This window comes from archaeon CG10_big_fil_rev_8_21_14_0_10_43_11, from assembly GCA_002763265.1.
Classification (GTDB): Archaea; Nanobdellota; Nanobdellia; order PEZQ01; family PEZQ01; genus PEZQ01.
Genome location: PEZQ01000006.1, coordinates 69060 through 89730 on the forward strand (window position 1 = coordinate 69060; position 20671 = coordinate 89730).

General features: G+C 43.2%; 24 protein-coding genes, 1 tRNA gene, 2 other RNA genes and 1 pseudogene. 22 read left to right on the forward strand and 6 right to left on the reverse strand.

Annotated elements, in window-relative coordinates:
* Positions 1 to 1971, reverse strand: a 1971-nt coding sequence (locus COT72_02905) for an ATP-binding protein (protein PIO00088.1), incomplete at its 3' end; no start/stop codon positions are given.
* On the opposite strand from COT72_02905, the gene COT72_02910 reads away from it, so the two are divergent.
* From COT72_02910 to COT72_02940, 7 genes are all read left to right on the forward strand, one after another.
* The gene (locus COT72_02910; GenBank protein PIO00190.1) at positions 1825 to 2433 is read left to right on the forward strand and encodes a hypothetical protein; all 609 of its coding nucleotides are present in this window, start codon (positions 1825 to 1827) and stop codon (positions 2431 to 2433) included. The two genes, COT72_02905 and COT72_02910, sit on opposite strands and share 147 nt — an antisense overlap.
* Positions 2430 to 2807, forward strand: a complete 378-nt coding sequence (locus COT72_02915) for a hypothetical protein (GenBank protein PIO00089.1) — start codon at positions 2430 to 2432, stop codon at positions 2805 to 2807. Before COT72_02910 ends, COT72_02915 begins: the two co-directional genes overlap by 4 nt.
* Entirely contained in the window at positions 2804 to 3331 is a 528-nt protein-coding gene (locus COT72_02920) for a hypothetical protein (protein ID PIO00090.1), read from the forward strand. Before COT72_02915 ends, COT72_02920 begins: the two co-directional genes overlap by 4 nt.
* Positions 3332 to 3336: 5 nt before the next feature.
* On the forward strand, positions 3337 to 4617 hold the full coding sequence (locus COT72_02925) for a hypothetical protein (GenBank protein PIO00091.1): 1281 nt from the start codon (positions 3337 to 3339) through the stop codon (positions 4615 to 4617).
* Entirely contained in the window at positions 4614 to 5396 is a 783-nt protein-coding gene (locus COT72_02930; protein PIO00092.1) for a hypothetical protein, read from the forward strand. The genes COT72_02925 and COT72_02930 overlap by 4 nt, the downstream gene beginning before the upstream one ends.
* Before the next feature lie 31 nt (positions 5397 to 5427).
* Positions 5428 to 5718: RNase P RNA component (gene rnpB, locus COT72_02935), an RNA gene on the forward strand.
* 61 nt (positions 5719 to 5779) lie between these two features.
* Positions 5780 to 5950, forward strand: coding sequence for a hypothetical protein (locus tag COT72_02940; GenBank protein PIO00093.1), 171 nt, complete (start codon positions 5780 to 5782; stop codon positions 5948 to 5950).
* Here the strand turns inward: COT72_02940 and COT72_02945 are convergent.
* On the reverse strand, positions 5947 to 6798 hold the full coding sequence (locus COT72_02945) for a hypothetical protein (GenBank protein ID PIO00094.1): 852 nt from the start codon (positions 6796 to 6798) through the stop codon (positions 5947 to 5949). The genes COT72_02940 and COT72_02945 overlap by 4 nt on opposite strands.
* An 87-nt stretch (positions 6799 to 6885) precedes the next feature.
* Between COT72_02945 and COT72_02950 the strand changes: the two genes are divergently transcribed.
* Positions 6886 to 8190: a hypothetical protein gene (locus tag COT72_02950; GenBank protein ID PIO00095.1), complete on the forward strand. Its 1305-nt coding sequence runs from the start codon at positions 6886 to 6888 to the stop codon at positions 8188 to 8190.
* Here COT72_02950 and COT72_02955 read toward each other — a convergent pair.
* On the reverse strand, positions 8165 to 8800 hold the full coding sequence (locus COT72_02955) for a hypothetical protein (GenBank protein PIO00096.1): 636 nt from the start codon (positions 8798 to 8800) through the stop codon (positions 8165 to 8167). The two genes, COT72_02950 and COT72_02955, sit on opposite strands and share 26 nt — an antisense overlap.
* Before the next feature lie 46 nt (positions 8801 to 8846).
* Here COT72_02955 and COT72_02960 point away from each other — a divergent pair, with 46 nt between their 5' ends.
* The 4 genes from COT72_02960 to COT72_02975 are packed head-to-tail and all read left to right on the forward strand — an operon-like array spanning position 8847 to position 11627.
* A complete protein-coding gene (locus COT72_02960; protein PIO00097.1) occupies positions 8847 to 9401 on the forward strand; it encodes a hypothetical protein in 555 nt (184 codons plus the stop codon).
* The gene (locus COT72_02965) at positions 9398 to 9664 is read left to right on the forward strand and encodes a hypothetical protein (protein PIO00098.1); all 267 of its coding nucleotides are present in this window, start codon (positions 9398 to 9400) and stop codon (positions 9662 to 9664) included. The genes COT72_02960 and COT72_02965 overlap by 4 nt, the downstream gene beginning before the upstream one ends.
* Entirely contained in the window at positions 9661 to 10806 is a 1146-nt protein-coding gene (locus COT72_02970; protein PIO00099.1) for a hypothetical protein, read from the forward strand. The genes COT72_02965 and COT72_02970 overlap by 4 nt, the downstream gene beginning before the upstream one ends.
* Entirely contained in the window at positions 10803 to 11627 is an 825-nt protein-coding gene (locus COT72_02975; protein PIO00100.1) for a hypothetical protein, read from the forward strand. Before COT72_02970 ends, COT72_02975 begins: the two co-directional genes overlap by 4 nt.
* A gap of 144 nt (positions 11628 to 11771) precedes the next feature.
* Here the strand turns inward: COT72_02975 and COT72_02980 are convergent, their stop codons facing one another.
* Positions 11772 to 12470, reverse strand: a complete 699-nt coding sequence (locus tag COT72_02980) for a hypothetical protein (protein ID PIO00101.1) — start codon at positions 12468 to 12470, stop codon at positions 11772 to 11774.
* A gap of 99 nt (positions 12471 to 12569) precedes the next feature.
* Between COT72_02980 and COT72_02985 the strand changes: the two genes are divergently transcribed.
* From COT72_02985 to COT72_03015, 7 genes and pseudogenes are all read left to right on the forward strand, one after another.
* On the forward strand, positions 12570 to 13115 hold the full coding sequence (locus tag COT72_02985; GenBank protein PIO00102.1) for a non-canonical purine NTP pyrophosphatase: 546 nt from the start codon (positions 12570 to 12572) through the stop codon (positions 13113 to 13115).
* A gap of 47 nt (positions 13116 to 13162) precedes the next feature.
* A tRNA-Ala gene (locus COT72_02990) sits at positions 13163 to 13235 on the forward strand.
* 14 nt (positions 13236 to 13249) lie between these two features.
* A complete protein-coding gene (locus COT72_02995; GenBank protein ID PIO00103.1) occupies positions 13250 to 13714 on the forward strand; it encodes a hypothetical protein in 465 nt (154 codons plus the stop codon).
* Positions 13701 to 14426: a hypothetical protein gene (locus COT72_03000; protein PIO00104.1), complete on the forward strand. Its 726-nt coding sequence runs from the start codon at positions 13701 to 13703 to the stop codon at positions 14424 to 14426. The genes COT72_02995 and COT72_03000 overlap by 14 nt, the downstream gene beginning before the upstream one ends.
* 440 nt (positions 14427 to 14866) lie before the next feature.
* Positions 14867 to 15199: pseudogene (locus COT72_03005) on the forward strand (metallopeptidase).
* 89 nt (positions 15200 to 15288) lie between these two features.
* Positions 15289 to 15501, forward strand: a complete 213-nt coding sequence (locus tag COT72_03010) for a histone (GenBank protein ID PIO00105.1) — start codon at positions 15289 to 15291, stop codon at positions 15499 to 15501.
* A gap of 118 nt (positions 15502 to 15619) precedes the next feature.
* Positions 15620 to 15913 (forward strand): hypothetical protein, encoded by a 294-nt coding sequence (locus tag COT72_03015; protein ID PIO00106.1) that lies wholly within the window; start codon positions 15620 to 15622, stop codon positions 15911 to 15913.
* Here the strand turns inward: COT72_03015 and COT72_03020 are convergent.
* The gene (locus COT72_03020; protein PIO00107.1) at positions 15906 to 16367 is read right to left on the reverse strand and encodes a hypothetical protein; all 462 of its coding nucleotides are present in this window, start codon (positions 16365 to 16367) and stop codon (positions 15906 to 15908) included. The two genes, COT72_03015 and COT72_03020, sit on opposite strands and share 8 nt — an antisense overlap.
* An 84-nt stretch (positions 16368 to 16451) precedes the next feature.
* On the opposite strand from COT72_03020, the gene ffs reads away from it, so the two are divergent.
* The 3 genes from ffs (at position 16452) to COT72_03035 (ending at position 19904) form a co-directional block, all read left to right on the forward strand.
* Positions 16452 to 16725: signal recognition particle sRNA (ffs, locus tag COT72_03025), an RNA gene on the forward strand.
* 47 nt (positions 16726 to 16772) lie between these two features.
* Complete coding sequence (locus tag COT72_03030; protein PIO00108.1) at positions 16773 to 19379, forward strand: ATP-dependent helicase; 2607 nt, start codon at positions 16773 to 16775, stop codon at positions 19377 to 19379.
* 186 nt (positions 19380 to 19565) lie between these two features.
* On the forward strand, positions 19566 to 19904 hold the full coding sequence (locus COT72_03035) for a hypothetical protein (GenBank protein PIO00109.1): 339 nt from the start codon (positions 19566 to 19568) through the stop codon (positions 19902 to 19904).
* Positions 19905 to 19919: 15 nt separating this feature from the next.
* Here the strand turns inward: COT72_03035 and COT72_03040 are convergent, their stop codons facing one another.
* Positions 19920 to 20303, reverse strand: a complete 384-nt coding sequence (locus COT72_03040) for a hypothetical protein (GenBank protein ID PIO00110.1) — start codon at positions 20301 to 20303, stop codon at positions 19920 to 19922.
* Between the last annotated feature and the right edge of the window lie 368 nt (positions 20304 to 20671).

A 20671-nucleotide genomic window follows, 5' to 3' on the forward strand; every position in this document is an offset into this window, starting at 1 on the left:
TGTTTTGAATTCTTTAAGTACCAGTTTTGTTTTGAAGAGAGGCGCGTCAAGAACTAATGATTCGTACTCGCCCCCTTCTCCCGCAACATTAACGCCTACCCGTTGCTGGAGTGTTTTGAGTTTCTCAACATCAGCACGCGTAAGGATTTTTCCAATCCAGTTCTTGTCAAAACCCTCTGCGGCAACACTGCTTATAGTAATTGCATATCCTTGTTTGAAAAGGGATTTCATGTAATCATATTGGTTTACATGCCACAGCGGGCTAAACACTTTTAATCCAAGTTCTTCGCACACCGCTTCAATGCGGGTTCGCTGATAATTACTGTAGAGCGCGCCCGTAATCACGCCTTCAATTGCATACTGCTTTTGCGCTTTTTCAAGCAACAATTTAAGGTCAAGAAGTTCTTTTTCTTTTTCACCTTTTGTAGTTGCTACAACAAGAGGGATGCCAAGAGCGCATGCTTGTAATTGCACTAAATGCGTGTTTGGCGTGTGAAACATGAAACTATCCTTATTTTCTGATTCAAGGGTTGCAAGACACGTTATTTCATAGTTCTGGTTGTACATTAAATGAAGAGCAGCAATACTATCTTTCCCGCCTGAAACGAGCGCGGCAAGTCGCGCGTTTGGTCGTGGATAAAACTGCTTGAGATAATGAGACTTGGTTTTAGTGCTTTGTTTTGCAATAAACACGTCAAAACCAGAACCGTATTGCGCGGCACGCTTTTTCTCTTCTGAAAATTCTTCAGCAATGCCAAGCGCGCGGGAAACATCGCGTAACACCTGCTTATTTTTTCCATCCCTTATTTTAAGCGCAGAAGGAAGAGAAAGCGCGTACTGCACAAGAGCTTTGTCAAGAAAAGGAAAGCGCAGCTCGGTTGTGTTGTGCATGCTCAGCACGTCATCACGATACGTATTTTTCTCAAAGAGCTTAAGCAGGTCGCTATAACAATCAAGATTCACCTTTTTTGCGCGAGTGTGTCGCGCATAGCCAGCAAAAAGCTCATCAGCGCCAAGACCAGAGAACAGCACCTTGCATCCGTCTTCGTGCGCGCGTTTGCTTGCAAAATAGGTTACAAGGCCAACACCCGCTTTGACAACATTCGTATCCTGAATAAGAGGGATAATTTTTGTGAGCGCGGTTTTTATGTCATCTTCACTAACCTCAACACTAACAAGAGAGAGTCCGCGTGCTTTTGCTGCGCGCTTTGCATGCAAGATATCTTTGCTTCCCTTCATGCCAACAACATAACACGTAAAGGGCACGTTTTCACGTGCGAGAAGATAAGCAATAATAAGCGAATCAAGACCCCCTGAAAAGAGAACCCCCATTTTTGCGTTTGCAACGCGCTTTCGAATCGCAATTTGCAACAGTTCGCGCACGCGTATCAACGCGTCAGCGCGGGATACCTCCTGTTCAGGAGGTAACACAAATGACTGCACGTGGCGTGTGAGCTCGTTTTTTTCAACAGAATACTCAAGTAAGTGGCGCGGGTGAAGCTCAAAAACAGTGTTGAGATTGTACACTTCAAGCGCGCGCTTCTCGCTTGCCACGCAAAAGCCGTTCTCAGCAGAGTACCAAACAGGCTTAATGCCAAGCAGGTCTCGAGCAACCCAGACTTGTGAGGGCGTTGCGTAGATAAAAGCAAAGACACCATCAAGAAGGGGCAGGGTTTTTTTCACGCCAACAGTATTAAGTAACCGTAAGAGAAGGTCGGCATCATTTTGTGCGCTTAGATTGTATTCTTGTGCAAGTTCCTGCCAATTGTAAATCTCACAATTTGCAACAAGAACATTGCCCTCACGCACAAGAGGCTGGGAAATATGGCCCACGAGCGCGTGAAGAGTATGACCAACAGATCCATAGCTAAGCGGTTTTGTGTCAGACCCATCATTGCCACGAGCGCGCATGAGTTCAAGACCCCGCACGATATCAAAATGCGTATTGAAGAGCCCAAGTATTGCACACATAGTAAGCAACAGGGTAGTGTGAAAATTTTTAAAGCTTCCCACAAGATTTTTATACACAAATTAACACTGTTTTCTTTGGAGGATTGTTTTGACTCCAAACGGATAATGGTGGTTCGTGTACTCATTGTTGATGATAATTATGATGACGTACACGCGATAAGAAAAATTCTCGAGCATGAAGGATTCTTAGTATTTCAGGCAACACACAAAGAAGACTGCATGCGCATTATCTCAGAACACAATATTGACCTTGTTCTTATTGATGTGCTTGTATGCGGAGGAAAAGGATGCGATATTGTTAAACTGCTGCGAAAAAAAAGAGACTACAACCTAAAAATTGGATACATTACAATCATTCCTGAGCGTGAAATTGATACGCGTGATGTTGAGGGAGTTATTCAAAAGCCCTTTGAACCACACGAACTTATCAGGCATGTTAACCGCGTGCTCAAAGGAGGATGACCCCCATGAAAAAAAGAGTTACAAAACAGCGAATACTCATTGTTGATGATGAGCCCGATATCAGAAGCATGCTAAAAGTGCTTCTTGAAAAAGAAGGGTTTCAAATCAGTACTGCAGTTGATGGTGATGATTGCCTAAGAAAACTCAAAAATGACAACGCTGACTTGGTGTTGTTAGATATTATGATGCCCGGAACTCCGGTAAAAGAGATTTTGCCAAAAATCAAAACAAACGTCTTGTTTTTGAGCGTTATACGCGTTTCAGAAGCAGAACGGGAAGATTTGCTTAAAGGCAGTAACATTGTGGGATTTGTGCAAAAGCCCTTTGATGTTAAGCAGTTACTCGAAAAAATCAAACAGGTACTTTCTCTATGAACAGTACCCAATATGTAAAAAAAGAACTTGAAAAAGAGCAGATACTTCTTGTTGTCATTCCTGCAGAAACATATCATGATAGCGTGCTCGAGATTGGCAGGTTAGTAAGCAAGAAAAAAACATGCTATGTCACACTCAATAAAACGTGTGACGCACTTGAAGAAGAATTGCCAAAAAACGCGCGAAAAAACGTGTTTTACGTGGATGGTATTTCAAGCTCGTTTCATGACGTGCCAAAAAAAAGAGCGCGTGTCGTGCACGTGAGCAACCCATGTGCCTTGAGTGAAATCTCAATTCTTATCACAAAATTGCTCAAAAAAAAATTCACATACCTCGTGTTTGACTCCATCTCAAACGTGCTCATATATCAAAAGAGCGCAAAAATCTCACAATTTATCAGTTTGCTCACAAACAAGGTGCGCCAAACCAAAACACGCGCGCTTATTTATATTGTTGACATTGCTGAGCAACAAACCGTGCTCAAAGAGTGCGCGATGTTTGTTGACAAAGTAGTTCGACTCTGATATACATGGAAACAAAACTATGTTTTCACACAAAATTTACAATCATCATAGCGCTCGCACTGCTTTCCCTTCTAGCACAGCTCATGTATGGAATAACGCAACCAATAACAACAAAAAGTTTGTTTATCATGCTCACTTCTCTTGTCGGCGTCAGCGTGCTTGGGGCAGGGTGGCTCTACATAAAAAAATTTAGCGCATCAATTTATAAGCTCACCGAAGCGTTTGGCAAACTAAAAAGAGGAGATTTCAACATCACCCTCAACAACTACGCAGATGATGAGATTGGAAACATTGCAAAAAATTTTAATGAACTGGTTCAAATACTAAAAAACGTTGATACACAACGTACCCAGCTTGATAACGCAAAAACAGAATTTCTCTCAATCACCTCTCACGAGCTTAGAAGCCCTATGACTCCTATGAAAGCCCATCTTCAAATGATTCTAGAAGGGTATTATGGAAAAATAAACAAGGAACAAAAAGAAGCGCTTAACATAATTATAAAAAACACAAATCACCTGGACACAATTATTGCCGATTTTCTTGAAATATCGCGAATTGAAGCTGCACGTCTTAAATTCAAATTTGTAAAAACCGATATAACGCTAATTATCCAGGCAGTTGTTGAAGAGATGAAAAATTTCATACCTGAAAAAAATATTCACATCAAAACAGAACTCACCCACATCCCGCTTTTTGATTTTGACCCGGAACGCATCTCTCAGGTACTTCGAAATCTGATTAATAATGCAATAAAGTTTTCAAAACCAAATGCAAGCATTATTGTGCGCACAAAAAAGCAAGAAAATCACGTGCTTGTAAGCGTACAAGATTTTGGCGTGGGCATTGCAAAAGAAAACAGAAAACGCGTGTTTGAGCCTTTTTTCCAAGAAGATACCACGCTCCAGCGTGAACGAACAGGAACCGGCCTTGGTCTTACTATTTGCCGTGGCATTGTTCAATCCCAAAATGGTCGAATATGGATTGAAGGAGAAAAAGGAGCGGGTTCAATCTTTTATTTTACTGTGCCCTTCACACCAGTAAAAGAACAAAAACCAATAACACTCATTTTTTCAGAACAGCATACACGCGAAGAAAGGGTGCGCGCCATTTTTAGAGACGCTCTTGGCATTCTCGGAGATGATGAAGTTAACAGTATCCAAAAAAAAGGAGCAATAAACGAGCAGAGTATTTCTGCGCATATTAGAGAACTTGAAACCATGCACGTGTTCACGCGAAAACAAAGTGCACTACTACAAAAACAAGTCAAGGCGGTGTTCTCATGAGAATATGCTTACTCCATTATCTTACTGGCACGTCATTGATTATTATTATCCTCTCAATAGGGATTGGAAACATTACCTTTATGTACACGCGCGAAGCGCCAAACACGGTTATTGCACTTCTTGGTCTGCTGCTTATAGCAGTGGTTATGATTACCACAGTTTTCCAAATGGTCACTATCTCAAAACCGCTCAAACATATCTCAAAAAACATTCAAAAAATCTCAGATGGTGATTTAGATGTGACGTTTGAAAACAGCAGAGTTCAAGAAATTAATGAAGTAGTAGTATCGCTGCAGCGCATTCTCACCAGCCTTAAGCTTGCTGTGTTAAAAGTTGGTATCAAACGCGAGGACTTAGGGATTGGCACAGTGTTAAAAGCAAAAGAAGAACTTGAACGGCGTTCCGTGTTTCTTATTGAAAACACGCCTGATGCTCTTATTGGCATCAACGAAAAAGCAAAAATCGTGCTTTGGAATCCTGCTGCAACACGATTACTGGGCTTCTCAAAAACAGACGCGCAAGGAAAGAATGTTTCAGACATTATTTCAGAAAAAAAATATGGCACGTTTAGCAAATGGTTCAAACAATTGCACAAAACAGGTCAAGACCCAAAAAAAGGAGAAATTATTCAAAGCGAACTTATTGACAAAACAGGACATAAAAAAATAGTTGAATTAACAGTAACACACAATAACATAAATGGTGGTTCGCTCACTATTGCATCTATTCGCGATGTAACACACCGGCAAAACAAAGAAAAACAAGACCACAAACCTTAAAAAAGGCATTCTGATACTCTTGGTTGTTGCGTGGCGCGGGAGGACGGTTATCGCTTCCATTGTTTGAAGTGAGGAAGGTCCACCCACCACTAAAAACAATCAGTCATGAGGACATGGACTTCGAAGGAAGTGGCTCTGGAGCAGAAACGAGACCTCTCGCATTGAAACTATATGATGTGCGGTTTGAGGATGAAACGGCCAACCCTGATGGTGCAAGTCGCGCTCACGAACCGAAAACAAACGTTAACGGTTCTTTTTGAGCATCAAAAGACGCATAGACAAATACCGTCGAGATAACAGAAGGTGGACTACTACCCGACCACGCAACACTTCTCTCTTTTTAGAAATATTAATAAGCAAAACCCGTATTTTTCTCACTAGCAATGGCAAAAGACAATAAAATCACACTTCCTTTCAGTCAAGGCGGGCTTAACCGTGTGTTCTCAGAATCACGCAGTTTGCTTCAGTTTGGACCAGACAAGGTATTGTTTGCGTCTGTTTTACTGGCTGCACTCATATTTTTACTCCATATCTTAAACCCATTTGGGTATTAGCGCGCGTGCTTTTCAAAAAATGGTTTTGGATCAATGTCTATTCCTGAAACGCACACGAGTTCGTCAAGCGTGTTAACTTCTTGTTTTTGCGGGTTTCGCGCAACATACGAAGAAAAGAGCTCTTTAATGCGCATCTCATACACGCGCTCAAGGCTTTTTGGCTCCTGCATACCCACAAACGAGAGCGTGGCTTGTTTTGAGAGCACGTAATTTTCAAGAACGCTGTCAAGTGTCCCCATCACGCGCTCAAAATTTTGTTGAATACTTCCTGACGCATCAAGCACAAATTTGAAGTCCGCGGGAAACTTTTGAGAAAATTCAGGGTCATGCGCGTCGTGCATACGCAAGTATAAGTCGCGAACCGGGTTTTGATTCATGCGCTCAAGCTCATCTGCTTTCTGACCATTTTTTGTTCGCGCCTTTCTTACGTCTTCATCTATGTCAAGAAAAAGCGAAATGTTTGCAGAAGGAAAATACGCATCAAGACCTCGCACTACGTCAAGGTCAGCGCCTTTCAGGCCAACGCGATAGGCCACATTTGAAAGCGGGCTTCGCTTGCACACCACGATTTTTCCTTGCTCAAGCGAATTCTTAATAGTTGGAGTAACATATGCGCGATTAACTGCGTAATTAAGCGCTTTTACCTCTTCAGGAATACTGTTTGCAAATTCTGAGCGAAGCGCAAGATCAACTAATAGTCCATGAATGTTTGAATAATCAGGAAATGTCACCCCTTCAACAGAGTAACCCCTCTCTTTGAGCGCGTAACACGCCAGCGCCCACAACGTTCCTTTGCCACTCTTATCCGCACCTTCAAAAAAGATGAGACAACCCGGTGATTTTTTCATTCCCTCACTGTAATGCACGGTATCCTATAAATAATTTAGGAAACTGCATCACATGATTTTTTATATACGCACTGAGCATGTCCTCATATGCTCTCGTGGTTTTTCCACCCAACACGCGTTGCCGTTATTGGAGCGTCGCGCGACAAAAAAAGCGTTGGCGGCGTGCTTTTCAAAAATGTTTCTCAAAGCAGTACTGAAGTGTTTGCCATAAACCCCCATGCTGCACGCATTCAGGGAAAACCAGCATATGCATCAATCAAAGATGTGCCAAAAAAAATTGACCTCGCTCTTATTGCAGTTCCTGCACCAATAGTGAGCCGCGTGCTTGAAGAATGCGCGCAAAAAAAAGTGCGGGGCGCAGTCATTATCAGTGCAGGATTCTCAGAAATTGGTGAAATTGAGCGTGAAAAAGAGATTATGCGCATTGCAAAACGCGCAAAGATGCGTATTCTTGGACCAAACTGTCTTGGGTTTGCAACAAGCACCATTAATGCAACGTTTTTTAAAGGAAGCATCCGCCCCGGCACAATCACGCTCATCTCGCAAAGCGGAGCAGTAGGGGATAGCATACTTGACATGCTTGATGGACAAAAACAGGGTGTGCGGTTATTTGTTTCAACAGGCAATGCACTTGACCTGTCAAACACAGAACTTATCACACATGCAGGAAAAGATATGAGAACAAAAAGTATTGGCGTATATCTTGAATCATTTAAGGATGGGCGCGCGTTTTTAAATGCCTGCAAGAAAGCAAAAAAACCAGTGATTGCAATTAAAGCAGGCATTTCTGATGCAGGAAAAAAAGCAGCACGCTCACACACCGGAGCAATTGCCAGTGATGACCGCATTGTTTCAGGCGTGTTTGAACAGTATAACATAAAACGAGTTGACACGCTTCGTGAGCTCGTGCAAACCGCGCAAGCTGCAGCACTACAGGGGGTTTTGAAGGGAAAGCGTGTGCTCATCATTACTAATGCAGGAGGTCTTGGCGTCTTGAGTGCTGACGAAATTGAGAAAAACAGGTTAGAACTTGCACGCATTGACACGTCCCGGTTTGACCCATTTTTGCCAAAGGCGTGGAGTAAACAAAATCCTATTGATATTGTAGGCGATGCTAACGCTCTTCGCTATAAGCGCGTGTTTGAAGAAGCGCTCAAACAAAAAAATTGTTTTGACGCAGTGCTTGTTATTCTCACACCCCTTGCCATGACACAAACCCTGCAAACCGCAAACAACCTGATTGCTTTTGCAAAACAAGTCAAAAAACCGTGCTATGCCTGCTTTGTTGGCGGCAAACACGTTAAAGCGGCAATACGCACATTAGAAGAGCAGGGCGTTCCTTCATTTTATGAACCACAAGACGCGATTAGCGTGCTTGGTCTTCTTTCATAATAATACGCGCATCAAGCGCAAACGCGCCGTTTTTTGAAACCACAAAAGGATTAATATCAAGTTCAGCAATGCGCTCACCGGCAATAAGCTGTGACACGCGCGAAAGAGCCTCATACAGGGTGTTTGCGTCAAGCTGTTTATTTCGCGCGCTGGTTACAAGAGCGTATGCGCGCGTGCGTTTAACTAATTGTTTTGACTGCGAGACTGAAAGGGGTGCAAGACGAAACGCAACATCATGAAGTGACTCAGCATAAATGCCCCCGCTTCCGGCCATAACTACTGGACCAAAGGTGGCGTCATCAATACCCCCTATGATAAGTTCAATACCATCTAAGTGAGGCTGGCAGACAATGTCTCCACCGAACTTTTTTTGCGACAAAACAAGCGCTAAAAACGCGCGGTGTACCTCCTGTTTTGAACAGAGATCAGTAAAAACAAGGTGTTGTTCTGTTTTATGCGATGCCTTTGGAGAATAAAGTTTAAGAACAATTCTCTTATGGTGTGCAAGAAAGCTGTCAACCTCTGTTTTTTTTGTCACAACCGGTGAGGTAATAAGAGGAATCTTATAGCGAGCAAGAAGCGCACGTGTTTTACGCCAGTTTAGCATCATAGAATGTTAGAGATTGAGTATAATAATAAATATAACGGCAGAACACATGCGTAAGGTTTGCATGCTTAGTATTCTTATTGCAGGGCGTAGAGGACAGAGTGTTTCTGAAATAACGCGCGTTATGGTGCACGCGTTTAGCGAACAGGGGTATCATGCGCGCGGTATCGTGAGCGGCGAACAGAATACTGCAAATTCTATTGTTCACGCGTCTATCAGGGTAAGTAAACAGCCAATACCTGCTCGGGATTATATGCAAAAAGCAGATTACGTGCTTCTTTTTGAACCTGCGCTCAGCGCTGAACATGTGATTAGTGAGTATGTACGAAAAGAAACGGCATGTATCATTAACACAGCAAAAAAGAGCATTGAAAATGGTCAGACTCGTCCAACGTTTCTTGTAAACGCAAACGAGTATGTAAACAAAACCCCTGCTCTGCTTGGCTTTGCCATGCTTGGCGCGTTTATTGGCGCAACAACACGCCTCAGTCTCAAACACGCGCTTGACGCGCTTGAAAGTGTCTACGAACCAGGTCAACTATCGGCAAAACGCGTGGTTGAACAAATGTATGAACATGTCAGAAAAGAGGTGATTCTCTCATGAAATTTGAGCACGCAGGTGTTATTACAGAGCCTGCAAGCACGGTCGAGAATGAACGACGAGCGGGGCGGACACGAAGAGCAGTAATTGAACCGGGTGCACCACAAAATGAGCTTGCGCGCGTTGCAGGATACTGTCCTGATGGCGCGTTTTTCAAAGATGAGCGGGGAACATACCAGCTTGATGACAGGTATTGCTCAGGCTGTGGTGTGTGCGCAACAGAATCAGAGAGTAAAAAGATACACATGGAGGATGAACACGCATGAATGTGCAAGTCAAACGCGGGAAAATAAACACGCTCTCAGGCAGCGAAAGTGCAGCCATTTCTGCAGCAATATGCGAACCAGACATTATCCCTCTTAACATGCAAACCCGTGATGATGGGCTGACGCAGTTTCTTGAACGCATACGACAAAGCACAAGCAAACTCGTGCCAGTGGATAATACAAGTGCAGGAATAGGGATGTGTCTTGGCGCACACCTTATTGGAGCGCGCACGTTTGTAAGCGCATCAGGCCAAGACCTTCTTCGCGCGCATGAATTGCTTCACACCATAGCAGGGCTTCGAAAGCCCGTGGTTATGAGTGTGGTAAGCAGAGGGGCAGGCGCGCCGCGAAATGATGAAAATGACCATAGTGATATTTTATTTTCAAAAGATACGGGCTGGATTCAAATCGTGTGCGAAACCAATCAGGAAGTCTTTGACACCGTTATGCAGGCATATATGATAAGCGAACATAACGATGTGCGCTTGCCAGTCATGGTGTGTTTTGATACGCATGCAACCTCGAACGCGTACGAAAGTGTGGCCGTGCCAAGCCAAGAACAAGCACGTGCGTTTTTAAAGCCATATGCAGCACAAGACACGCTTGACTCAAAAAAACCGCTGGGCATTGGCGGTGTGATTGGGGCAAATGCGTTTACCGAAGTCAAACGCTTGCAGGATAGTGCTATGAAGCACTCGGTTGAACGGATTCGGGAGAGTAATAAAGAATTCAAAGACGTGTTTTCACGTTCGTATGGAAACGGGTTGATTGAAAATTATCAAGTTGAGAATGCTCAGACAGTTATTGTTGCTATGGGTAGTGTGTGCGGACTGATTCGAGAGTACATTGATGAGACAAAGGCGAGTCTGGGATTATTGCGAATCAGAACGCTCAGCCCATTTCCAAGCGAAGATGTTCGCAGCGCCTTGCTTCATGCAGAAAAAGTGATTGTTCTTGAAAGAGCAGCGCACCCAAGCGGAATGGGTATGCTCTACACGCAGGTAAAAGCAGCAATTGAAAAAAAGAAATGTACCAGTATCATTGCAGGCGTGGGCGGTCGAAGCATAACCAAGTTTGACATTGAAACAATGCTCAGGCTTGGCGCAAGTGGAAAACAACATTGGGTGAATTCAAGCATATGACAGAAACACTGCCAGAAGAAGACTATTTTGTAAGCGGACACACGTCGTGCACAGGATGCGGAGTTGCAACCGCACTGCGCGCCATTGGCAAAACAGCAGGAGAAAACACGCTTCTTGTGCATGCCACAGATGAATGGCACGCGCATGCAAATACGTACCCGAAAACTGCATGGCGTCTTGCATGGGTATATGCAACAACACGAGATGCTCCTTCAGTTGTATCGGGTATTGACCTAGCACTCAAACTCAGATATGACGCACGAGAAAAACCAAACGTGCTTGTGATTGCAAGCGAGCGTGAAACGCGCAGCCACGCCCTTGCAAGTCTTGCTGATGCAATGAATCGTGACCATGATTTTTGTTATGTGTGCATTTTGCACACGCCCATCACACGGACTACTACAAAAAACAGTCTTGCGCTCACGCTTGCAACACAAGGGTGCAGGTATGTAGCAACAACAAGCATTGCAAACCTTGCTGACGTATACGCCAAAGTGCAGGCAGGTATGAAAACAAAAGGACCCTCATTTGTGCTTATCTACGCGCCATGCCCGTATGAGCACAAAAGTGAATCAGATAACACAATACGCATTGCGCGCGCGGCAGTTGAAACAGGTTTGTTTCCCGTGTATGAAATCGTGCAAGGAAGCCTAAAACGGACTGAGCGTTTTGAAACGCTGCGACCCATAAATGAATACATGTCTCTGCAAGCACGCCTGCCTGTTCATGACCAAACCCATCTTACCCAACTACAAGCTCACGCTGCGTGGATACAGGACTACATTCGTACGCTTGAAGAAAAAGGCAAGCTTTTTGTCTAAGCTCACAAGCTTTAAAAGGGGAAAGGGAGAGCACTGTTATTGCTGTGCTCTCGTGTAATGATGAGCGATGGGCGGATTGACACCTCCCAAGATGAATGATATAACTGACCTATTCAGAACACGAAAGAACAGCGCTTTACTTCTTTAACGACTAAACGCAAGCCGACTAAGGCGTGCTTGAGCGTCATAAGTCATAATATGCACAAAGCTTCCTGCAAGAGATTTCTTCGAAATAAACTGATGAGTCTCAACAAAGCTTTCATTCCATGGACGCTTGAACACGATTTGTGTTTGCCAGGGTTCAAGTGTTTCTTGCAAAAAAGGGTTATCATCAATATAGAAATCATAGAATAATAATGCTTTTTTGTGCGCGTCCGTAAAATGAACGTTTCTGCAATACTCAAGAAGGTCATTGTGTTTGAGCCATGATATAACCTTTTCTTTAACCAGAACGTCAGAATTGCGCGCAGTCACAATGTCAAGTGGATAGTGCGCTTCACCCACAAATTTATCGAGCGCAAGATGTGGTTGTTTTTCAACAAGCGGTATAGACTCCCAGTCCTTTGCCCAAAGGTCGCGTGTGTAATCCATAAAATGCTTAAGGGGATGGTATTTTTTCGGGATAGAACTAAAATCATAGTGCGAAATATTTTCTAAAGAAATATCCATGTCAAAATCCTTATTGAATTTGTTAATCCACACACTATGAACATCAGCGAGCACACCCTCAACATCAAGCGACACGCAAGGCATTACCGTAGCATTAAAAAGTTTGTGAAACCATCCGGGATGCAACTGATTCATGTACGCTGACCAAGGAGGTGATACATATGAGGGGGACATATGCACGCAAAGAAGAGGGGATGTTTAAAAAGATTTACTTAGTTCAAGTGATGAAACAACGCCTAAAACCATAAAAAGAGACACCTTATCCAACAAAACATGGGGGGTATTGTTCTTTTGACAGGAAACCTGAACAAAGTGCGCGAAGCAGAGTCAATTCTTGGAAGAACTCTTGAGCACTACGCGCTTGACCTAGAGGAGATTCAATCAGTAACACCACAAGACGTTGTCGCGCACAAAATCAACCAAGCGTATGCAATTCTTAAAAAACCAGTATTTGTATGGGACGTGTCTCTTGAGTTTGAGGCGCTCAATGGTTTTCCCGGTCCGCTTATCAAATTTTTTTATGAAACGGTAGGTCTTGAAACAATTTGTTCAATTATTAACAATCTGAAAAACACGGATGTTACTGCACGCACAACCTTAGGCTACCATGACGGAAGGGATGTACACTATTTTGAAGGTGTGGCGCGCGGTCGCGTGCCAAAAAAACCACAAGGAACCCACTGGGCGTGGGACCCAATTTTTATTCCTCACGGCAAAACACGAACGTTTGCACAAATGAGTCTCGCAGAAAAAAATGAGTATTCAATGCACAAAAAAGCCCTTGAAGCATTTCGCACTTATTTGGAAACTCGCGCGTAAGCTATTTAAAGACGGGAGCGATGTGCTCAGTGTACCACTCTTTAACCGGGCTGGTGGCGCAGTTGGTAGCGCGCTGGCTTCGCAAGCCAGAGGCCGCGAGTTCGAACCTCGCCCAGTCCACTTAAAAAAAAATCATGACAAATGAATACATGTTGCAAAATACCTTAGAAAATCTCACCAACGGAACAGTTAGTGAAGCTGAGTTAGAGCACTATCTTGTTAGTACACTTAGAACAAAGAAACTAAGCGCCGAAACAAACAACCTCATCTGCGAATGTTATAACGAGCTTATGGAGCCAACAAGAACTGCATACCTTGAAGAACCGCAAAGAAAAGTCAATGACATTCTTTTCTGGGGAAAATTCTGGGCGCTTGTAGAACCGCAGGAACTCTCGCTTGGCGAATTTCTCAAAGCAAAATGGGATTTTTTGGGTTATAACACCTCTCTTGAATTAAGTGTAACCGTAGAATTGTGGGGCGCAAAGCTCAAAAGGTTTCAAACAAAAGAAAAAGAGCCAAAAGAATTTGGTATGACACAATTCAGCACGTATCTTGAAAAAATTAGAGATATTGTAAAAGAAAACTATGATAACAAGTAATGTTGAAAATGCAGATATCATCCTCCTTGTTGCTGCATCAGATATTGGCGCGCATCGACGTCGTGGGCAGAATCAGGGCGCAAAACAACTTCATCAAATGGTGTGCGAGCTAGAAACTCCTGTCAAAATTCTTGATTACGGACGCTTATTTCTTGACTCCTTTAATCTTGCAAGCACGCATGCGGAAATTGAACGTGCGGTTCGCGAAGCAGCAACATATAACAAGCCATTACTTATGATAGGCGGCGACCATTCTATCAGTTATGGCGCACTCAAGGTTTTTTCAAAAGCACAGATTCACAGCTTTGACGCTCACCCCGACCTTGTAGATGAAGAAATCATAACAGCGCAATCAGTGATGAGCTCATTCAAAGATAGGCTCTCTTTGCATGGCGTTCGCTATACTACTTTACAGGAGAAAAATGCTATGCGTGCTCTGCGTGAAAGTAATACTGACCACGTGTACATTAGCATTGATGTTGATGTGCTTGACCCCAAAAACCTGCCTGGTGTTGCCTATCCTACAGAAAAGGGATGGAGTTTTGAAAAACTCAAAGAAGAGATTAGGCATGTTTTGCACGGAAAAAGGCTTGTCTGTGCTGATATTGTGGAATACTGTCCGCTTGTCGAAGAAAAAAAGAGCGCACAAGTTATGAAAGAGTTGCTTATCTTTATAATAGAAATTCTTAATACCCCTCATAAACGCAAGTAACTCATTTGTAGAAAACGCTGCGCACTACATAGCAGAAACAGGCCTTAGCGCAATGCAACTCCGCTATGTACGGTCAAACTATCGCCTGCATATTCTTAAAAACTATCACAAACAACCGCAACTTCAAAAAGACGGGAAACGCGTGTTCTGCAAAGCAGTGTTACAATACCTACCTATCAAAAGAAACCTTGAATAATTTCTTAGTAGCGGAGAGCCAACAATCTAATGTGAGGACTCCGCGTTTATTGTCACAATAGGTCAAGAGATGAAAGGAGTTATTTGAAAAGAACAGGGTTCTCCACATTGAGTACTTAGAATTCATCTCAAATATCATAAAAAAAGAAAAAATTAATCACCGCACATCCCAAAACTTCAACGGCTAAAACATATATCATTAAAAACAATAACACTATCTAAAAGAATAAGGAGGAAACTGTTGCATGATACGCTTTGAGCGCGCGCATGATATTCAGCACAAAACAAGTTTAATCGTTGACGCGTTGCGTTTGCACTATATCAATCCAGAGCAAGTTGTATGCGTGCGAAGCAAGGGTTCAAAAACAAGAGCATATGCGCGGTGCTGGGAATTCCCTCGCATCTGGCAGCTCGCACTTGATACGCCACCCCACTACATTATCGAGGTAATTTCTGAGCGCTTTGACAAACTTCCTGATGAGGAAAAAGAAAAAGTGTTGATTCACGAACTCCTCCATATCCCTCAAAACTTTTCTGGACATATCAGACCCCATGGAAAGCATCTAGGAAAATATCTTGACCGCCAGATTGACCACTTGCATAGAAGCTTTAAAGCAAACATATCAAACGATAATGTTTATATGCAAAAAAGAACAGAAGAGATACTATGATACTTCCACGTGCACCTATTGAACGACTTGCAAAAATAGCAGGAGAACGCCAAGGAGTCTCACGCGTCAGTGCAGAAGCAGTAAAAGCACTTGCAGAGATTCTCGAAGAAAAAGGCAAATCAGTCTCAAAGGAAGCCTACAAGCTTGCAAAGCACGCAAAGCGACAGACGGTAAAAGAAGAAGATATCCTTCTTGCAAAAATCGAATAGAAAACTATCTGAGACGTATCATTTTTTTCCGATTTTGTTTGGAAACATTTAAAAGCACGGTTCTGTTCTGATACTTAACGCATACGTCGCAAGACCTATGCGGGTGTGGTGCTGAAACATGAGAAGAAAAGATATTCAGAATGAAATGTTGCAGATATTTCTACGCGAAAAACCCGTACAAATCGCGTTGAGTCTCAAAAAAACTAGACGTAAACGTTATGCGTCTCAAATCGCAAAAGAGGCCGACTGCACATACTCCCATACAGTTCGTGTGTTGAGTGAAATGCAAGAGAAGGGTCTTATTGACTTCAACAAGGACGGACGCCTGAAGCTAATCGAGCTGAGCCCTATTGGAGACCAAATTGTAGAGACACTTGACCGTCTTGTCAAACTCCTTAACCAAGCTAAGTGATAGAATCTATTCTATCACTGTATTCTTTTATTCTCTCAATTGTTGTTTTTATCAAGTATTCCTGCAGATGCGTTTCAAATACAGTGGTAAGAAGCGACCATTCCCTAATGCGGTATCCTCCTGAGACAACTTCTGCAATACCTTTTGTGCGCAGAATTTTAAGTGCTCTTAGAATATTTGATTGCGAAACCCCTACCACGGGAAGACCAATATGTGCACGATAGTCTGAGACTATTTTTTGCACGTCCTGCGTGTAGAGGAGTTTTTGTTTTGGGCGATACTTGAGAAGCGCTACGAGAACATCAACAATTACATCGCGCGAATCAGCAGGCTGCACCAGGCCAATTGACACGCAGAAGGCTCGGACTAGTTCCCGATAATTTGTGGTAAACGGTTTTTCAAGCTTTCGAAGCGTGAACTCTAAGAGAGGATGAAGCCGAGAGACTTTTGACATATATCTTCTTTAGGAACAAATAAGAATAATAAGCATTGCTTTTAGGTGGGGGTTAGTTTTTTAAAGCGCATATGTGTTAGTGTTTCGCGTGCTAGACAGGGTGGCTCGCCCTCACCTGTTACCATAAACGGGCGTTACGATGGTGTTGAAGTCGGAGAGGCGCTGCGTTGCGTACCGGTGAAGCCTATATACTAAGCGACGAAGTTCCGCCCCAACCGATTGCAGTGTATGTGAACGGGTCAGACCCTGACGGGAGCAGCCATAATCATGCAGTGTGATGCTTTTGGGATTCCGGAATGGAGCAAGGTGTATAGTCTCTTCTCTGTATGCGCGCAGCCACTCTCCGACGCGCACGCTTTTTTTTCGCAAAGCTTTTAATGTGATTTTGAGAGGGTGTGATGCGCAATGATAGAATATGCTCGCGATGAATACAGCAAAGAAGAAGTAGCAACGTTTCTCAACCCATACGTGCTTTGCTGGTTCTCAAAGTTCAAGGACCTGACCCCGCCTCAGAAATACGCGTTTAAGCTTATTCACGAACAAAAAAACACGCTTATTTCGAGCCCAACAGGAAGTGGTAAAACCGTTTCTGCATTTCTTTCAGTAATTAACGAATTATACGCCCTCGCAGTGCGCGGTGAACTTGAGGACAAGATTTATTGTTTGTACATAAGCCCGCTCAAAGCATTAAATAATGACATTTATGTGAATTTACAAAAACCACTTGAAGAGATTAACACCTACACCGGGGACTTGCCTGATGTCCGTATTGGTCTGCGAACCGGTGACACACCGCAAAATGAACGTGCAAAACAGCTTCGAAAAGCACCACACATTCTTGTCACTACACCCGAATCGCTTGCGATTATTCTCAACAGCAGGGAATTTGTCAAAAAATTGTTTGGCATTAAATGGCTGATTGTTGATGAGATTCATGCCTTATGTGACAACAAGCGCGGCACGCACCTCTCACTAAGCATTGAACGGTTGCGCGCACTCTGTGAACACTCATTCACACGCATTGGTCTTTCGGCAACTATCGCGCCTTTAGAAGAAGTTGCCCGCTACATCATGGGTGGTGAAGAGAATTGTACAATTGTGGATACAAAATTCATCAAGAAAATGGACATCACGCTTGCAACGCCCGTTGCTGATTTGATTCACACGCCTATGCACATAATTACTGACCGGTTTTACGCGCGCTTGCACGAGCTTATACACGCACACAAGACATCAATTGTTTTCACAAACACGCGCAGCGGAACTGAACGCATTCTTGTGAACTTGCAAAATCGTTTTGGAAAAAAATACGCCAACACGCTTGGTGCGCATCATTCCTCACTCTCGCGCGAACAGCGTTTTGAAGTCGAGCGAAGACTCAAAGCAGGAGAACTAAAAGCAGTGTGCTCATCAACTTCGCTTGAACTTGGCATTGATGTTGGATACATTGACCAGGTAGTGCAAGTGGCCTCGCCAAAAAGTGTGAGCCGGCTTTTGCAGCGCGTGGGGCGAGCAGGCCACCAATTGCACGAAACGAGCATTGGCAACATGATTGTTAATGACCGTGATGACCTTGTTGAGTGCGCGGTTATGATTCGCGAAGCATACAAAGGAAGAATTGACCGGGTGCACATCCCAAAAAACGCGCTTGACGTACTTGCACAACACGTGCTTGGCATGAGCCTTACCAGGAAATGGCACGTGGACGAAGCATTTATGCTTGTCAAAAAAGCATACCCGTATCACACACTTTTGCGCGACGATTTTGTGCAGGTTCTTCGCTATCTTGGCGGAAAAAATTATGAGCTTGATGAAGAGCATGTATATGGCAAGATTTGGTATGACCCAATTGAAGAAGAGTTTGGCAAAAGAGGCAGAGGGACGCGCGTTACCTACTTTACAAATCTTGGCACGATTCCGCAAAGTGCAAGCGTTAAAGTATATGCAAATCAGGCAAATGGAGACAAGGATTTGATTGGCAGTCTTGATGAAGATTTTGTTGAAAAGCTCAAAAAAGGCGACAGATTCGTGATTGGCGGAAACGTGTACGAGTTTGTGCACGCCAGAAATATGGTTGTTACCGTAAACAAAGCAGGAGACAAGGAACCAACCATTCCAAGCTGGGTGAGTGAAATGCTGCCGCTTAGCTTTGACCTTGCCATTGAAATTGGAAAATTCAGACACCTTATGTTTGAAAAACTAAAACAAAACCACACCAAAGAGGAGGTTATTGCCTGGCTACGAAAAGAATGCCACACAAATGAATACGCTGCACAGGCAATCTACACCTACTTTAAAGAGCAGGCCCGTGTGCAAAAATATTTAATGATAAAAAACCATCCAGCACACAACACGATTCTTGTTGAAAATTATTATGAAGACAGCAGACAAAATATCATTGTGCACTCATTGTATGGCCGGAGAGTAAATGACGTATTATCGCGCGCATACGCATTTTTGATAGGCAGAAGAGAGAGAAAAAATATTGTCATCAGCGTAACTGATAACGGGTTTATGATACGCATGCCCCACGGTGTTGAAGTAGATTCTCATGAAGTTCTTGGTGCGATTACTGATTCTAACATAGAATCCATTGCAAAAAAATCGCTTGATAAAACTGAAATTCTCAAGCGCAGGTTCAGACACGTTGCCGCACGCGGGCTTATGATACTGCGAAACTACAGAGGGAACGCGATTAGTGTTGGAAAACAACAAATTAATGCAGGCGCATTACTACAAATTTGCAAGGAAATACCAAACTTTCCCTTACTTACTGAAACATATCGTGAAATCCTTAACGACGCAATGGACATTGAACACGCAAAACGCGTGCTTGAAGGCATCAGAACAGGAAAAATACAGCTTGCGTTTGGAAGAAAAAGTACGATTCCAAGCCCGTTTGCGCACGGACTTGTGCTTAGAGGCAGAAGTGATGTTATCAGTACTGAAGGAAAACGCGAACTTCTCGAACGACTTCACAAACACATTACAGACGAACTAGAAAACCACTAAATGCAGGATTCTCGAAAGGTTTTTAATCTTGGCATACCTTCATTTTTATTAGCTACAATGCAAAGTATGTCTCGTCTGTTTGGCAAGGTATTTCCCGTAAATACATGTCTGACATGGTGAGACTCGCTTCGTGTTGTGTTTCTGTTTTTTCGTTTTGCAAGTTAGCAAACAGGGGGTGTGTCTCAAATGATAAAATACGGATTAGAAGGTTTGGAACATGAAACTTTTCAAAACGCCTGCGTACGCTGCGGGGAAACAATTACCAACCCGGTAAATAAAAATACCGCAAAGAACCTCATGTCAGTGACACGTGAGTTTATCAGCAAAAACGTAAGCCATCGTCACGCACGCGAGGTTATTGCATGCATGCAAAAGAGAATAGCATGGCAAAAACAACTTATGGGCAAAGAGGATGATGACAACTGCTTGTGTCGCTTCTGTTTTCTTGATCTGGCCAGTTTATTTCTCAAAGAAGCTGACTTTGAGTTTGAAAAAGAAGTGCTCGAACGCTACAACCATGGCTAAACGGGGAAACGTGCATTACCCATCACCCACGTCCAGCTCTTCCTCGCTAAGGGCTTCACCCTGCACAAACTCGCGCCACCAGCGGTACATGCGTTTTCCTGCATTGCCAAACTCGTTTGATATGCGCCAAAGACCAACCGTACCAGAGTATTCAAGCATGCCTAATTGTTTGAGAAGAGCAGCAACTTTGTAAACAGAGCTACGCGCATACACGTTTTTGTTATCATCAACAAACTGGGCTAAATAAAAGCCTTCAACGCGTCTGCGCCGCTCACGTGCGTACATGACTAAGTCTTCAGCAATATCAAAATAAGCGCCGCCTCCTTTAGGTTTATTAAGAAGGCTGCGAAACATAACCTTAAAGGGAACGTCTTTTCTGATAACGTTCTTGTCAAACATAGCAAATCAAAATAGCACAAGCCTCCACTAAGTAGCTAGAGTCTCTTTAATAATAAAATTACCCTCTTTTGTCCTGTAATCAGGGGGTTATAAAAATGCGGATTTTTCAAACTGCCAATTTCTGTCTACTAAATAGAAGATTGTTACTTTTTCGTCTTCTAGACGCAAAAAACGGCAAACACGCAAAAAAATATGTGCCAAATACCTATAGCTTAAACACGTAAAAAATTGCTCAAAAAAGTACCCAAAAAGAAGTTATGTGTGCATAAAATGTGCACACAATCTCCCTATTACTAGACTCAATAGTGCATAAAAAATTCACAATTAAAATACACCCTATTTTGTGATAAATCTATTATTTAGTAGAT